At 63.5% G+C, this 14,889-nt stretch carries 13 protein-coding genes; 6 read left to right on the forward strand and 7 right to left on the reverse strand.

Annotation, left to right across the window (positions count from 1 at the left end):
- A partial coding sequence (locus tag AC1Q7F_RS13700) for an ABC transporter substrate-binding protein (RefSeq protein ID WP_492507681.1) occupies positions 1-819 on the reverse strand: 819 nt, incomplete at its 3' end.
- Between the two features lie 177 nt (positions 820-996).
- Here AC1Q7F_RS13700 and araD1 point away from each other — a divergent pair.
- Positions 997-1,992, forward strand: coding sequence for an AraD1 family protein (gene araD1, locus AC1Q7F_RS13705; protein WP_492507683.1), 996 nt, complete (start codon positions 997-999; stop codon positions 1,990-1,992).
- A gap of 71 nt (positions 1,993-2,063) precedes the next feature.
- Here araD1 and AC1Q7F_RS13710 read toward each other — a convergent pair whose 3' ends face one another.
- The 5 genes from AC1Q7F_RS13710 to xdhA all read right to left on the reverse strand — a co-directional run bounded on the left by AC1Q7F_RS13710 (position 2,064) and on the right by xdhA (position 9,122).
- Entirely contained in the window at positions 2,064-3,641 is a 1,578-nt protein-coding gene (locus AC1Q7F_RS13710; protein ID WP_492507685.1) for an alpha-N-arabinofuranosidase, read from the reverse strand.
- Positions 3,642-3,896: 255 nt separating this feature from the next.
- Entirely contained in the window at positions 3,897-4,283 is a 387-nt protein-coding gene (locus AC1Q7F_RS13715) for a hypothetical protein (protein WP_492507687.1), read from the reverse strand.
- A gap of 194 nt (positions 4,284-4,477) precedes the next feature.
- Positions 4,478-5,308: a xanthine dehydrogenase accessory protein XdhC gene (gene xdhC / locus AC1Q7F_RS13720; RefSeq protein WP_492507689.1), complete on the reverse strand. Its 831-nt coding sequence runs from the start codon at positions 5,306-5,308 to the stop codon at positions 4,478-4,480.
- A complete protein-coding gene (xdhB, locus tag AC1Q7F_RS13725; RefSeq protein ID WP_492507691.1) occupies positions 5,305-7,632 on the reverse strand; it encodes a xanthine dehydrogenase molybdopterin binding subunit in 2,328 nt (775 codons plus the stop codon). The genes xdhC and xdhB overlap by 4 nt, the downstream gene beginning before the upstream one ends.
- A complete protein-coding gene (gene xdhA, locus AC1Q7F_RS13730; RefSeq protein WP_492507693.1) occupies positions 7,629-9,122 on the reverse strand; it encodes a xanthine dehydrogenase small subunit in 1,494 nt (497 codons plus the stop codon). The genes xdhB and xdhA overlap by 4 nt, the downstream gene beginning before the upstream one ends.
- Before the next feature lie 151 nt (positions 9,123-9,273).
- Between xdhA and AC1Q7F_RS13735 the strand changes: the two genes are divergently transcribed.
- Both AC1Q7F_RS13735 and AC1Q7F_RS13740 read left to right on the forward strand, forming a co-directional pair.
- Positions 9,274-10,536: a Zn-dependent hydrolase gene (locus AC1Q7F_RS13735; RefSeq protein WP_492507695.1), complete on the forward strand. Its 1,263-nt coding sequence runs from the start codon at positions 9,274-9,276 to the stop codon at positions 10,534-10,536.
- Between the two features lie 175 nt (positions 10,537-10,711).
- Positions 10,712-11,854 carry a M20 family metallopeptidase gene (locus AC1Q7F_RS13740; protein ID WP_492507697.1) on the forward strand — a complete coding sequence of 381 codons (1,143 nt, stop codon included), beginning with the start codon at positions 10,712-10,714 and terminating at the stop codon, positions 11,852-11,854.
- A 6-nt stretch (positions 11,855-11,860) separates the two neighbouring features.
- On the opposite strand, the gene AC1Q7F_RS13745 is transcribed toward AC1Q7F_RS13740, so the two are convergent.
- On the reverse strand, positions 11,861-12,649 hold the full coding sequence (locus AC1Q7F_RS13745) for a hypothetical protein (RefSeq protein ID WP_492507699.1): 789 nt from the start codon (positions 12,647-12,649) through the stop codon (positions 11,861-11,863).
- Between the two features lie 194 nt (positions 12,650-12,843).
- Here AC1Q7F_RS13745 and AC1Q7F_RS13750 point away from each other — a divergent pair, with 194 nt between their 5' ends.
- From AC1Q7F_RS13750 to AC1Q7F_RS13760, 3 genes are read left to right on the forward strand one after another with little or no spacing between them, the layout of a single operon-like run.
- Positions 12,844-13,458, forward strand: a complete 615-nt coding sequence (locus AC1Q7F_RS13750) for a PepSY-associated TM helix domain-containing protein (protein ID WP_492507701.1) — start codon at positions 12,844-12,846, stop codon at positions 13,456-13,458.
- A 20-nt stretch (positions 13,459-13,478) separates the two neighbouring features.
- Positions 13,479-13,988, forward strand: a complete 510-nt coding sequence (locus AC1Q7F_RS13755) for a DUF2271 domain-containing protein (protein WP_492507703.1) — start codon at positions 13,479-13,481, stop codon at positions 13,986-13,988.
- A gap of 51 nt (positions 13,989-14,039) precedes the next feature.
- Positions 14,040-14,855 (forward strand): DUF4198 domain-containing protein, encoded by an 816-nt coding sequence (locus AC1Q7F_RS13760; protein WP_492507705.1) that lies wholly within the window; start codon positions 14,040-14,042, stop codon positions 14,853-14,855.
- The last annotated feature ends 34 nt before the right edge of the window (positions 14,856-14,889 follow it).

Genomic DNA, 14,889 nt, shown 5'->3' on the forward strand with positions numbered 1-14,889 from the left:
ATCGGCCATGGCCTTGAATATGTCGGGCACGGCGTCGATGGACACGGCCAGGATGTCGGTGCCGGGCTTCAAACCGGCTTCCTTCATGGCCTGGATGGCGCCGATCATCATGTCGTCATTGTGGGCATAGACGGCGCAGATGCTGCCGGGTGCTTCGGCCTTGATGAAGCCCTCCATCACCTCCTTGCCCTTGGCGCGGGTGAATTCACCGGACTGGGTGCGGACCAGCTGGACATTGGCAGCGGTGGCAATGCCTTCCTCGAAGCCTTTCTTGCGGTTGGCGACCAGGGAGGCGCCGATGGTGCCCTGCAGCTCCACCACGCGGCAATCGCGGCCCGCCAGCGTCGAAACCAGCCAGCGCCCGGCGACGCGCCCTTCCTCCACCGTGTCGGACGTCACGGCGGACAAATACAGGTCGGCATCGGCGGTATCGATCTGGCGGTCCAGCAGCACCACGGGGATCTTGGCGGCCCTGGCCTCGCCCAGCACCTCATCCCAGCCCGACGAGATGACGGGTGCCAGCAGGATGGCGTCCACGCCCTGGGCGATGAAGGACCGGATGGCCTTGATCTGGTTGGCCTGCTGCTGCTGCGCGTCGGAAATCTTCAGGTTGATGCCGCGGGCTTCCGCGCCGCTGCGCGCCAGCTTGGTTTCCGCCGCGCGCCAGCCGGATTCCGACCCGATCTGGGAGAAACCGATGGTCAGGGCGCCGGCCTTGGCCGCGCCATCCGCCGCCTTGTCGGCATTGCCCTTGTCGCCGCAGCCGGTCATGGCGGCCAGCATCAGGGCCATGGCCCCGTATTTTGCGAAACCCTTCATCACGCCCTCTTCCTGGTCCATCCCTGGTGGCCCGGACTGACCTTGATGCAAGGCCGCCCCGCCAATTCTCCTTGGAAAAGATGATTAGTATTATAATATCATTTAGTCCAGCGCCAAAATGCCGGCGCGTTCCGGACCCGGAAGAACGATACAACGAAATCCCAAGGAGTGAGCCCGATGGTGTGGCGTCTGACCCAATATGTCGACAAGCAGGGCAAGCGGGCCGTGGCCCTGCGCCAGGACGAGGCGCCGGCGCGCCGCCTGCTGGGGGCGTCCACCACCTATGAACTGGCGCTTAAGGCCATCGTCGAGGGCGTGGAATTGCTGGCCCTGGCCCGTGCCAATGCTACGGGGGAGGAGGTCGACCTGGTCGAGGCGCTGGCTGAAGGACGGGTGCTGGCGCCGCTGGACCATCCCGACGATGCCCATCTGCTGGTGGCCGGCACCGGCCTGACGCATCTGGGTTCGGCCGAGGGCCGCGACAAGATGCACAAGGATCTGTCCGATCCGGCCAAGCAGACCGATTCGATGCGGATGTTCCGCATGGGCCTGGAGGGTGGCAAGCCGGCAGCGGGCGAGGTCGGCGTGCAGCCGGAATGGTTCTACAAGGGCGACGGGTCCATCCTGGCCCGGCCTGATGGCGATCTGGTTTCCCCGTTCTTCGCGCTGGATGGCGGGGAGGAGCCGGAGATCGCGGGCCTGTATATCGTGGGGCCGGACGGCACCGTGTTCCGCGTCGGCTATGCCCTGGGCAATGAATTCTCCGACCATGTGACGGAGCGGCAGAATTATCTCTATCTGGCCCATTCCAAGCTACGCGTCTGCGCCATCGGCCCGGAACTGCTGCTGGGCGAGCTACCGGCCGATATCCGCGGCGCCACCCGCATCCGACGCGACGGCAAGGTCGTGTGGGAAAAGCCCTTCCTGTCGGGAGAGGCGAACATGTCCCATACGCTGGCCAACCTGGAATATCACCACTTCAAGTATGATGGCTTCCGCCGGCCGGGCGACGTGCATGTGCATTATTTCGGCACGGCCACCCTGTCCTTCAGCGACGGATTCCAGACCCAGCCGGACGACGTGTTCGAGGTGGAGGCCGCTCCGTTCGGTCTGCCCTTGCGCAACCGCCTGGCGCAGGCGGAGGTGAAGCCGGTGGTGGTGAAGGGGCTGTAGAAGCGCTCCCCTTTCACGCAGATAAAGGGCCGCCCCGTCGCCGGAGCGGCCCTTTTCTCATCCCCCGTACCTCACTTTACCGTCAGCACAACCACCGACTTGGCAGGCAGGGTCACCGACAGGGTGGAGCCGTTCAGCGCCGCACCGGTGAACGAAGCCGGCTTCACCGCGTCCGGCTGGGCGAAGCTGTTATGGGCGTTCATCGTCGATGCGGTCAGCACGCGGCCCGTCACGCCGGCCGGCGTCACCCCATCCAGGCGGATGTCGGTGGTCACCGGCTTGTTGGGGTCGATATTGGTCAGCGCCACCAGGATGGTGCCGTCCTTGGCGCGGGCGGCGGATGCGCTGACCGACGGCAGGCTGCGTTCGGCCCATTCATAGCGGGCCCCGGTCACCGTGACCGGGAACTGCGTGGCGCCCTGGAAATCCTTGTACATGTCGAAGACATGATAGGTGGGGGTCAGCAGCATCTTCGGCCCGTCGGTCAGGATCAGGGCCTGGAGCACATTGACCATCTGCGCGATGTTGGTCATCCGCACGCGTTCGCCATGCTTGTGGAAGATGTTCAGGTTAATGGCGGTGGTCACCGCATCGCGCAGGGTATTCTGCTGTTCCAGGAAACCCGGATTGGTGCCCGGCGTCGGGTCGAACCAGTTGCCCCATTCATCGACGATCAGCGCCACCTTCTTCTGCGGATCGTACCTGTCCATGACCGCGCTGTGCTTGGTGATCAGGTCGTCCATCTGCCAGGCCGTCACCATCAACGCGAACCAGTCACTTTCGGTGAAGTCGGTGGCCGAGCCTTTGTCCTTCCAGGTGCCCCTTGTGGCGCGCCCGAACGACGGCAGGGCATAATGATGAAGGCTCAACGCATGCACATGCTTTGCCGCCCCGGCCATCACCGTTTCCGTCCATTTCAGATCGTCGGAATTGGCGCCGCTGGCGATGATCTTGGTGGGCTGGCCGGGGCCCGGCTTGATGAAGGTGCGGGTATGGCGCAGCAGGTCGGTGTAATATTCCGGCCGCATGCCGCCACCGCAGCCCCAGGTCTCGTTGCCGATGGCGAACCAGTCCAGGGTCCAGGGCTTGTCGCGGCCGTTCTTGCGGCGCTCCTCCGCCAGGGTGGATTTGGACGGGCTGGTCATATACTCGACCCATTCCGCCATCTCCCGTGCCGAACCGGTGCCGATATTGCCGTTCACATAGGTCTTGGCACCGACCAGTTCGGAGAAATCCATGAATTCATGGGTACCGAATTCATTGTGATCCTCCACCCCACCCCAGTTGGTATTAACCGACACGGGGCGCTTGTTGCGCGGGCCGATGCCTTCGCGCCACTTATATTCATCGGCGAAGCAGCCGCCGGGCCAGCGGATCAGCGGCACGCGGATGGCCTTCAGCGCTTCCACCACATCTTTGCGGAAGCCCTTGGTGTTGGGGATGGATGATTTCTCGCCGACCCAGATGCCCTCATAGATCAGACGGCCCAGATGTTCGGCGAACTGGCCCTGGATTTCCGGGGCCAGCACCGGGCCCGGCTGCGCGGCATTGACGGTGATGGTGGCGTCCTGGCCCCAGGCGGGTCCCCAGGCGGGTGTAGTGGCCATCAGGCCCAGGCACAGCGCCAGGCTACGATGCAAACCCTTCATGCTTATTTCCTCCCCAGCATGTTGGTCGTGATGCGACGGTGCGCATCCTAACCATAATCGGAGCGGAGATCAGCATATTAGTAAGATAATATGATAAAATGACTGCCGGGTGGCGAAGGGATTTCCGCCACCCTAGCGAGCGGCTTCCGGCTTATCGGAAGCCGCTTCGGCGGCGACTGCCGCCGCGCCGCACGTGCGGCGTAAGCCAAGCCGCCGGATGGCGGCGCCCGGCATCTGAGGGAACAGGAAAGCCCCTCAGGGCACGGCCGCCACCTGCGCCTGACGCGAACGGAACTCCCGCAATTCAGTATTGAAGCGGCTGATGGATTGTTCCAGTTGGTCCACCACCTGCTGGCGATGGGCGATGACGGTGCGGCGATACTGGGCCGAGGACATGTCGGCGGCGGATGCAGGATGGTCGTCCAGGCAGTTCAGATAAGTCATCAGGTTGCCCGTATACTGGCGCATGCCGGTGCCATAGGTCCGCATCGCCGTCTCATCGGCACTATCGCCCTTCACCACCGACGGGGTGGCGGGCAGACCGCCGCAGACGGCACTCAATGCCGCCATATCGGCCAAGGCGGGGCCAACACACAGCAGAGACAGGGTGGAAAGGATCAAAGCAGAAATGACATTCTTCATCGCGATCCTCACAAAGCCGGACGGCATATTCGACCGTCATGGTTGCCTTGTTCGCTCGCTTCCCCCAACAATGCCGCCGGTCCCGATGGGCCGGTGGTCTGTTTCTGGATAAAGCTTATGTCGGTAATTTCACTACGTACAGGCCTTTAGCCATGCGTCGAATAACGAAATCAATTTTATGAATTCACAATTTATCATGGCCGGCCGGGATCGCAGGGCGTGGTGCAGCCGGTACAGTTGTTGGCGGTAGCGCTTTCGGATGGGGTGGCCGGTGGTGGAGCGGTGAAGGACAGCAGCTGCGCCGCCACCGCCACCGCGATTTCGCCGGGATGCTTGCCGGACAGGCCGGGCAGACCGATGGGACAGGTGACGCGGGCGGGGTCCAGCCCGTCGGCGCGCAGGCGCGACGCGAAACGGGCGCGCTTGGTATCCGACCCGATGACGCCCACAAAGGGGATCGCAGGCAGGCCAAGGGCCTTTTTGACAATCCGGTAGTCCAGGGCATGGTCATGGGTCATGACCAGGACATGGCTATGGCCAGGGCTCAGCTTCGTTTCCGGCTCCTCCACCACCATCGCCGTCACATTGGCGGGCAGGGATGCCGGGAACTGGTCGGCCCGGTTGTCCACCCAGGTGACGCGGGCGGGCAGGGCGCCCAGGATGGCGACCAGCGCCTTGGCGACATGGCCGGCCCCGAACAAAAGGACACGCAGGGCGGGCGGGCGCACCGGTTCGAACAGCAGCGATACGCGCCCGCCGCAGCACTGGCCCAATGAAGGTCCCAAGGCATATGACTGTATGTGTAATTCCGTTACTTCGCCATCCAGCAGAGCGCGGGCCGTCTCGATGGCGGTGAACTCCAGCGCCCCGCCGCCGATCGTGCCGTGCAATGTGTCGGCGGTGACCACCATCTTGGTCCCCGCCGTGCGGGGGGCGGAGCCGGCAACCTCTGTCACCGTCACCAAGATGGCGGGCCGGCCATCGCGCACGCAATCGGCCAGGGCCTGGATCCATTCATGGCTCATGGCACCCGCCCCTGTCGGGCGCGCACGGCCATCAGCACCCGTTCCGGCGTGGCCGGCGCGTCCAGTCTCACCGCGCCCTTGCCACCGGCCGCCGCCACCGCATCCTTGATGGCGTGATAGGCGGAGATGGCCAGCATCAAGGGCGGCTCCCCCACCGCCTTGGACCGGTGGATGGTCTCCTCGCTGTTCGGCTGGTTGATCAGGTCGACCTTGAAATGCTCCGGCATGTCGCCGCAGCCGGGGATCTTGTAGGTGCTGGGGGCATGGGTGCGCAGCCGGCCGTCCGCATCGAACACCAGTTCCTCCATGGTCAGCCAGCCCATGCCCTGGATATAGCCACCTTCCACCTGTCCCTGGTCCAGCACCGGGTTCAGGGACGTGCCGCAATCATGCAGAATGTCCACGCCCAGCAGCTTGGTCTCCCCCGTTGCCGTGTCGATCACCACTTCGGAAACGGCAGCACCATAGGCGAAATAATAGAAGGGCCGACCGATCAGGGTCTCCTTGTCCACATCAATCTTCGGCGTGGCGTAGAAGCCGGTGGCGGACAGCGACACACGCGCCAGATAGGCCTGACGCGCCAGCTCTTCGAACCCGATGGCCCGCTCCCCGGCCGTGACGAAGCCGTTGGCGAAGGACAGATCCCCCGGTTCCACGCTCCAGCGCGCCGCCTGGAACGCCGCCAGCCGGTCGCGGATGGTGCGGGCGGCGTTGAACGCGGCCATGCCGTTCAGGTCGGCCCCGGCGGACGCAGCGGTGGCCGACGTGTTGGGCACCTTGTCGGTGCGCGTGGCGCTGATCCGCACCCGATCCAGCCCGATGCCGAAGACATCGGCCACCACCTGGGCGACTTTCGTGTAAAGCCCCTGGCCCATTTCCGTGCCGCCATGGTTCAGCAGCACCGACCCGTCGGTATAGAGATGCACGAGGGCGCCGGCCTGGTTCAGGAAGCTGGTGGTGAAGGAAATACCGAATTTCACCGGGGTCAGCGCGATGCCACGTTTCAGTACCGGGCTGGCGGCGTTGAACGCGGCGATGGCGGTCCGGCGCGCCTGATAGTGCGACGATGTTTCCAGCCGGTCGATCAGGCTGTCGGCGATGAAATCCGCCACCTTCATGCCATAGGGCGTCACGTCACGTCCCGGTCCGCCATAGAAATTCACGCGCCGGACGGCAAGCGGGTCCAGGCCCAGATGGCGGGCGATATCGTCCACCACCCCCTCGATGGCCAGCATGCCCTGGGGTCCGCCGAAACCGCGAAAGGCGGTGTTGGACACGGTATGCGTCTTATAGCGGTAGGAGGTGATGCGGACATTGGGCAGGTGATAGCAATTGTCGGCATGGAAGATGGCGCGGTCATTGATGGCGCCCGACAGGTCGGTGGACATGCCGCAACGGCTTTCCAGCACGATATCCAGCGCCAGGATGCGGCCTTCATCATCGAAGCCGGCTTTATACGCCACCTCGAAATCATGGCGCTTGCCGGTCATCACCATGTCGTCGTCACGGTCCAGGCGCAGCTTGGCCGGGCGGCCGGTGCGGTCGGCGAACAGGGCCGCGCAGGCGGCGAACAGGCTGGCCTGGGTTTCCTTGCCGCCGAAGCCGCCACCCATGCGCCGCACCTCCACCACCACATTATGGTCGGGGCGGCCCAGCGCACGCGCCACCAGATGCTGCACCTCCGACGGGTGCTGGGTGGAACAGAGGATGTGCATGTCGCCATCCTCCCCCGGCGTGGCCAGCGAAATCTGGCCCTCCAGGTAGAAATGATCCTGCCCGCCCATGGCGAGATGGCCGGACAGCGTGTGCGGGGCCGTCGCCAAGGTGCCGTCCGGATCACCGCGTTCCACCCGCTTGGGCGGCAGGATATGGCTGTCGGCGGCGCGGGCATCGGCGATACTGATGATCGCCGGCAATTCCGCATAGTCCACCCTGGCCAGCCGGGCGGCGGCGCGCGCCGCCAGCCTTGTCTCGGCGGCCACGGCGAACAGGCACTGGCCGACATATTCGACCAGGCTTTCCGCGAAGATCGGATCGTCGGCCACCACGGGGCCGACATCGTTCATGCCGGGAATGTCGGCGGCCGTCAGCACCGCGACGACACCGGGATAGGCCCGCACCGCCGACAGGTCCATGGACAGGATGCGGGCATGGGCCTTCGCACTCTGCCCCAGCGCCACATGCAGCAGGCCGGCCGCGTCCGGCACATCATCGACATAGCGGGCCGTGCCCGTCACATGCAGCGGCGCGCTGTCATGACGGATGTCGCGATGCACGGCGGGGAAGGGGATGGGTTTGGCGGCGCGGGGGGGACGCGGGCTCATGCCGGACCCCCAATCGTCTTGGCCACAACCTGCGTGAAGGTGGGGACGCGGGTGGCGGTCAGCGGCAGGCCCTGCTCCATCTGCCATTTCAGGATCAGGTTGCCGGCCACGGTCAGGCGGTAATCGGCACTGGCCCGCATGTCGCTCAAGGGCTGGAAATCCTGCGACAGGGCGGTTGCCGCCGCCTGGGCGGACGCGGCGTCGAAGGGGCGGCCGATCAGGGCGGCCTCGGCGGCGCCCGCCCGCTTGGGCGTACCGGCCATGCCGCCATAGGCCAGCCGCGCTTCCGTGACGATCCCGTCGCGGATGGTCAGGCCGAAGCCGGCCACGACGGCGGAGATATCCTGGTCGAAGCGCTTGGAAATCTTGTAGCAGGCGAAGATATGGTCCTCAGCCGGTTCCGGCACGCGGATGGCGGCCACGAACTCGGCCTGCTGCAGGGCGGTCTTGCGATAGGCCAGGAAGAAATCTTCCAGCGCCATCTCCCTGATGATGTTGCCTTGCCGCAGCACCAGCCGCGCGCCCAGCGCGATCAGGGCCGGCATGCTGTCGCCGATGGGGGAGCCATTGGCGATGTTGCCGCCCAGCGTCGCCGAATTGCGCACCTGTTCGGACCCGTAGCGACGGAACAACTCACCCAGATCAGGATACAGGGGCGCCAGGGCCGCCGCCGCGTCGGTCACAGTGGCCGCCGCCCCGATGGTCACGAACCCCTTGGTCTGGCTGATGCGGGCCAGATCGCGGACGCCGCCGATATGGATGATCGTGCCCAGGTCGCGCAAATGCTTGGTCACCCACAGGCCGACATCGGTACCACCGGCGACCAGGGTCGCGTTCGGGTGGGTCAGCAGCAGATCGGCCAATTGATCCGCCGTGGTGGGTGCAAAGGCCTTTCCGTCCGGATGGGCCAGCATCGTGCCGCGCTCCATGCTGCGCAGTAAAACCAGTGTTTCCGTCATCCTGACGGTGAAGGCGTCGGGCTCCCGGCCCATCTCGCGCGCCGCCTGCACGATGGGGCGATAGCCGGTGCAGCGGCACAGGTTGCCGGCCAAGGCGGCGTCGATGCGGGTGCGGTCGGGCGCCGCCTCCCCATGATAAAGCGCGAACAGCGACATGACGAAGCCGGGCGTGCAGAAGCCGCACTGGCTGCCATGATGGTCGACCATGGCCTGCTGGATGGGGTGCAGCGTGCCGTCGGGCCCGGCCAGATCCTCCACCGTCACCAGTTCCTTGCCGTCCAGCGCCGTGACGAACAGGATGCAGGCATTGACGGCGCGGTACTGGATGCTTTCCGCCTCCGGCATGCCCAGCACGCCGACCCGCGTGCCCAGCACGATGGTGCAGGCGCCGCAATCGCCCTCGTTGCAGCCTTCCTTGGTGCCGCGCGCCGCCCTGTCCTCGCGCAGGTAATCCAGCACGGTGCGGGTGGGCGGAACATCGGACAGGGTTACCACCTGACCCCGGTGCACGAAACGGACGCTGTCGCTCATCCCTGTTCCATTCGCTTCAAAAGAAAGCATGGCAGAACAGGAAACGCCCCCTGTCAAGTCGCTTTACAGAATATTGATGCGGTGCAACATTTTGTTCGGGGGGCGAAAAGAGCCCCGGCAACAACCAATCACCAACAGGGATTCCCCGCTTATGACCCATCCCAGCAACCGGCCCTTCGGTTCCATCGCAGCCTATGTCAGCCAGGAACGGCTGGCGCAACGGCTGGCCGATATGGCGAAGATCGGTGCGACGGAGAAGGGGGGCGTGAACCGTCAGGCGCTATCCCGCGAGGATGGCCAGGCCCGCGCGCTGCTGACATCCTGGGCCACGGCGCGCGGGTTTTCGGTTTCCACCGACCCGATCGGCAATCTCTATGTCCGGCGCGAAGGCGCCGACCCGACCCTGGCGCCCATCATGACCGGCAGCCATCTGGACAGCCAGCCCACGGGCGGGCGCTATGACGGCGTCTATGGCGTGCTGGCCGGGTTCGAGGTGCTGGAGGCGCTGGAGGATGCGGGGGCTGTGACAAAGCATCCGGTGGAGGTCGTGGCTTGGACCAATGAGGAAGGCTCGCGCTTCCAGCCCTATTGCATGGGATCGGCCCTGTTCGCCGGAAAGATGGACCTGGAGATGGTGCTGGCCTGCACCGACGCGAAGGGTATTGCTGTGCGCGACGCGCTGGCCGAAACCCTGTCGCTGGCGCCCGACATGCCGGTACGCGATTTCGGCTCTCCCGCCGCCGCCTATGTCGAGGCGCATATCGAGCAAGGCCCGCGGCTCGAAGCCGAGGACAAGATCATCGGCGTGGTGGAGGGCATCCAGGGCAGCCGTTGGTTCCAGGTGGAGGTGACGGGCCAGGAAGCGCATGCCGGCACTACGCCGCACGGGAGCCGCAAGGATGCGTTCCAGACGGCCCTGAAGATGGTCAATGCCCTGAACGAGTTGATGCATGACCCGGACGATGTGATCCGCTGCACCTTCGGCCGGTTCGAGGTGCTGCCCGGATCGCCCAACACCGTGCCGGGCAAGGTGATCTTCACCATCGATTTCCGCCATCCCGACGCAGACCTGGTGAAGGAGCGCGGGGACCAGGTGGCGCCGCTGCTGTACGGGCTGGCCGGGCCGTGTGCGGTGCTGGTCAAGGAGACATCCACCACGGCACCGGTGGATTTCGACCCGACGGTGATCAATGCCGTGCGTGACGCGGCGGTGGGCCTGGGCTATGCCAACCGCGACATGCCGTCCGGCGCCAACCACGACGCCAAGTTCATGGCGCCCCGCTGCCCCACCGGCATGATCTTCATCCCCTGCAAGGACGGGATCAGCCACAATGAAGTGGAATATGCCTCGCCGGAGCATTGCCATGCCGGTGCCGCCGTGCTGGCGGAAACGCTGGCGCGACTGGCGGGGTGAGGGACACAGTCCTCTTTCTTATTTCCACGCCTTCCCGGCGAAAGCCGGGACCCAGGGGGCATAGGATCAAACCTCTCCGCAGCTTTCAAAGCTGCCGAACGGTCGGGCATTTGGCCCCTGGGTCCCGGCGTCCGCCGGGAAGGCGATAATAGACAAGTTCGCAAGCAGGCCACCAATGACCCACCCCGTGCTTTCCATCCTGTCCGACCTGATCGCCATCCCCAGCACCTTTCCGCCGGGCGACACGGCCGCCATCTGCGCCTATGCCGCCGACCGGCTAGAGGAGGCGGGATACAGGGTGCAGATCCTGCACCGTGACCGGCCGCAGATCGCCAATGTCGTGGCGGAGTGGGACGGGGCCGCCCCCGGCCCCAGCCTGATGTTCAACGCCCATGCCGACACGGTGGGGATCGGAGAACGGGCGGCGTGGGAGACGGACCCGCTGGTGGCGACAGTCATTGACGGCCGCGTCCACGGGTTGGGGGCTGGCAATTGCAAAGGGTCCATGGCGGTCCAGCTCTGGTTGGCCGAACAGGTGGCGCGGCGCGGCGGGCCGGCGCGCGGGCGCATCATCTTCACCTTCTGCGGGGATGAGGAGAATCTGGGGCCGGACGGCGCCTATTACCTGCGCGAGATCGGGGCGGTGAAGCCCGACATGCTGGTCGTCGGCACCCAGACGGAGAACCAGTTGATCACGGCGGAACGCGGCGTGATGTGGGTGGAACTGACGGCGCGCGGTCTGTCGGCCCATGCCGGCAACCCGGCCGCCGGCGACAATGCCATCCTGCGGCTGATGCGGCTGGTCACCCATGTCGACGCGGTCATGACCGACCGGCTGCGCGACCGCAAGGTCGGGGAACAGCATTCGACCCTCAATGTCGGCATCTTCCGCGGTGGAGAGAACACCAATGTCGTGCCCAATCTGGCCCGCGTGGAGATCGACCGCCGCCTGCTGCCGGAAGAGAAGGTGGTGGATGCGTTCGCGGAGATCGAAGCCTTGGTGACGGCCCATCCCGAGGCCGAGCATCTGTCGTGCCGCCTGCTGACCGGCACCAACGGCTTCCGTGCCCCGCATGACGGGCCGCTGGTCACATCGTTGTGCGCCGCCATCGAAGCCGTGACGGGCTTGCCGGCCAAGTTCCTGAAGGACACCGGCGCCAGCGACGGCCGCTACTTCGCCGATGACGGCATCGAGATCGTGAATTTCGGGCCCGGCGCCGGTTGGCAGGGGCACAAGGCGAACGAATATGTGCCGCTGGACGAGTTGGTGGCGGCGACGGCGATTCTGGAGGGCGTGGTGGAAAGGGTGTTGGGATGAAGGATTTTACTTTATCGGGTAGACATAAGAGAGATATAGATAGAAAAATGCGATCGTAATGAAGAAAATTGTGAGACCAATAGCAGATGAATTTAACTCTAATCCAGACATAGATAATTTTGCTTTGTGTTCATTTTTATTGTTTTCTATTTTTTCTCCATCCGTATCTTTGGTTATTGGATTTTTATGACCATCGACAGGATATTCAAGTTTCCGAGAAATATTTTTTCTGACATCAATAAAAAAATGAACAGAAGAAAATAAAACTCCCACAATGCATAGAGAAATAACAAAGAAAAATATCAAGTCAGATTTTTCTCTGTGGCTTTTAAATACGGATTTGCTATGTTCAAAAACCCAGGCTTTGTATAAATTTTCTGCTGAATTAACATCTAAATTTTCACTTAATGACTTTTTGTTGATAATTAGCAATTCATCATAGGTAATTAATAGTTCTGATCTTTTTTTATCATAATGTAGTTCATTAATAATCGCGTTATCTAAAAGACCAAATAATTTCTGGCATGTAGTTTTTTTCTTTTCATTTTCACTTGCTACGTAGTCACATTCATCATCTAATATTGAGAATGCAGAAACTATATTATGTAAATTATTTATTCTGGATGAATTTAATTCATTTATAGAGATAATAATTTCATTTACTCCACCTCCTTTATTTTCCTTCCTGTCTCCTAAAAGAGCGTCTGTGCTGGATGGTAAGGTTTCCTGCCCAATTGCCGGGATCGTGAAAGCCAGGAAAGCTATAAGTAATGAGTAGATTCGATTATTGAGCATAGTCCTCTCCGATATCTATAAGATGTATATCTTGTTATCTGAGCGTAGACAATATTTAAGTGGAATGCCCTACGCCCCATCCCCCCAAACCCTTCACCCCATTTGCGAATACCCCGCCCGCCGTTTCGCTATTGCGAATAACTCGCAATCATGCTTCCTTGCGAGCCGCTATCAATTGCGGGTGAAGCGGGGACATGGCATCGGGCGTGGATCAGGGGAAGCGGGCCTTCTGGCTGAAGCATCTGCACCAATGGCATTGGGTCAGTTCGGCCCTGTGCCTGGTGGGCATGCTGCTGTTCGCCGTCACCGGCATCACGCTGAACAATGCCCGCATCGTGGAGGCCAAGCCCAAGACCGTGTCGGTGAAGGCGGTGCTGCCCGACGCTTTGCGCCCGGCGCTGGAAGTGGGCGAGGGACCGGTGCCGGCGGCGGTCGACGGCTGGTTCCGGGACGAATTGTCCATCGACGTGTCGGCCGGCGTGCCGGAATGGTCCGATGACGAGCTGTATATCGCCCTGCCGCGCCCGGGTGGCGATGGCTGGGCCACCATCGGCCGCCAGGATGGGGCCGTCCTGCATGAGGTGACGGATCGGGGCTGGGTCTCCTACCTGAACGACCTGCACAAGGGTCGGGGTACGGGCACGGTCTGGTCCTGGTTCCTGGATATCTTTGCGGTCGCCTGCCTGGTCTTCTGCATCACCGGTCTTTTTCTGCTGCATCTGCATGCCGGCAACCGGCCCACCACCTGGCCGCTGGTCGGGCTGGGGCTGGTGGCGCCTGTGCTGCTGCTGATCCTTCTCATCCACTGAAACTTTTCAGGACGAAACCCATGCGCACGCTTCTGTCGCTTTCCCTGACCGGCCTGGCCGTCACCCCGGCCCTGGCCGGCGAACTGGCCTTGACGGTGGAGATCCCCAAGCTGGAGGTGGCGGAATATCATCGCCCCTATGTCGCCGCCTGGATCGAGACGCCGGACCAGCAGTTCGTCGCCAACCTGACCGTCCGCTATGACGTGAAGATGCGCGACAATGAGGGGACCAAATGGCTGAAGGACATGCGCCAATGGTGGCGCCGGTCAGGCCGCGACCTGGCCATGCCGGTGGATGGCGTGTCGGCCCCGACCCTGCCGGTGGGCGAGAACCGCCTGTCCTGGGACAGCGCCAAGGCGCCGCTGAACAATCTGAAGCCCGGTACCTATGCGCTGGTGGTCGAGGCTGCGCGTGAGGTGGGCGGGCGCGAGTTGATCCGCGTGCCGTTCGACTGGAACGGTAAGCCCGCCACCACCGAAGCCAAGGGCGAGAGCGAGCTGGGCCGCATCGCCGTGGAAGTGAAGGGCTGAGCCCCGCCCAATCCCCTTATCAGATAACGACAGATAAAGCAGGAGCCCCCGATGAAGTCGCTTCTCACCCGCGCCACCCTGGCGCTGACCTTGGCAGCCGCGATCGCCACCCCCGCTGCCGCCCATCGGCAGTGGATGCTGCCGTCGGCCACGGTCCTGTCGGGCCAGGACCCGTGGATCACGGTGGACGCCGCCGTGTCCAACGACCTGTTCTATTTCGAGCATAATGCCATGCGCCTGGATGGCCTGACGGTGATCCAGCCCGACGGCAGCGCGGGTGCAGCCGAAAACCAGGCCCAGGGCAAGTACCGTTCCACCTTCGATGTGCATCTGACCCAGCCCGGCACCTATAAGGTGGCCGTGGCCAGTGGCGGCGTCATGGCCAGCTGGGAGGAGAATGGCCAGCGCAAGCGCTGGCGCGGCACGGCCGAGACCTTCGCCAAGGAAGTGCCGGCCAATGCCGAAAAGCTGCAGGTCACCGAAGGCGCCCGCCGTCTGGAATTCTTCGTCACCTCGGGCAAGCCGTCCGACACCGTACTGAAGCCCACGGGCAAGGGGTTGGAACTGTCCCCCGTCACCCACCCGAACGACCTGTTCGCGGGCGAGAAGGCCAGCTTCAAGCTGGTGCTGGATGGCAAGCCGGCCCCGGATGTGGAGGTTACCATCATCCCCGGCGGCATCCGCTACCGCAACGATCTGGGCGAGATCAAGGTGAAGACCGACAAGGACGGCGCCTTCACCGTCACCTGGCCGACGCCGGGCATGTACTGGATGACCGCCCAGACCGAGGATAAGAAGACCAGCGTGCCCCAGGCGAGCAAGCGTTCCGCCAGCTACACCGCGACGTTCGAGGTGCTGGCACAGTAAGGACGAGGGCTTGGGGGGGCTGTCGCCCCCAAGC

It is taken from the genome of Niveispirillum sp. GW835-FHT14G11 (genome assembly GCF_058793615.1).

What these genes read in the sequence shown, in the direction of transcription:
- AC1Q7F_RS13745 (WP_492507699.1), bottom strand. Translation starts at nt 12,649, where the DNA reads ATGCTCAATAATCGAATCTACTCATTACTTATAGCTTTCCTGGCTTTC.
- xdhA (WP_492507693.1), bottom strand. Translation starts at nt 9,122, where the DNA reads ATGAGCGACAGCGTCCGTTTCGTGCACCGGGGTCAGGTGGTAACCCTG.
- xdhB (WP_492507691.1), bottom strand. Translation starts at nt 7,632, where the DNA reads ATGAGCCCGCGTCCCCCCCGCGCCGCCAAACCCATCCCCTTCCCCGCC.
- AC1Q7F_RS13740 (WP_492507697.1), top strand. Translation starts at nt 10,712, where the DNA reads ATGACCCACCCCGTGCTTTCCATCCTGTCCGACCTGATCGCCATCCCC.
- AC1Q7F_RS13715 (WP_492507687.1), bottom strand. Translation starts at nt 4,283, where the DNA reads ATGAAGAATGTCATTTCTGCTTTGATCCTTTCCACCCTGTCTCTGCTG.
- AC1Q7F_RS13750 (WP_492507701.1), top strand. Translation starts at nt 12,844, where the DNA reads ATGGCATCGGGCGTGGATCAGGGGAAGCGGGCCTTCTGGCTGAAGCAT.
- AC1Q7F_RS13735 (WP_492507695.1), top strand. Translation starts at nt 9,274, where the DNA reads ATGACCCATCCCAGCAACCGGCCCTTCGGTTCCATCGCAGCCTATGTC.
- xdhC (WP_492507689.1), bottom strand. Translation starts at nt 5,308, where the DNA reads ATGAGCCATGAATGGATCCAGGCCCTGGCCGATTGCGTGCGCGATGGC.
- AC1Q7F_RS13760 (WP_492507705.1), top strand. Translation starts at nt 14,040, where the DNA reads ATGAAGTCGCTTCTCACCCGCGCCACCCTGGCGCTGACCTTGGCAGCC.
- AC1Q7F_RS13710 (WP_492507685.1), bottom strand. Translation starts at nt 3,641, where the DNA reads ATGAAGGGTTTGCATCGTAGCCTGGCGCTGTGCCTGGGCCTGATGGCC.
- araD1 (WP_492507683.1), top strand. Translation starts at nt 997, where the DNA reads ATGGTGTGGCGTCTGACCCAATATGTCGACAAGCAGGGCAAGCGGGCC.
- AC1Q7F_RS13755 (WP_492507703.1), top strand. Translation starts at nt 13,479, where the DNA reads ATGCGCACGCTTCTGTCGCTTTCCCTGACCGGCCTGGCCGTCACCCCG.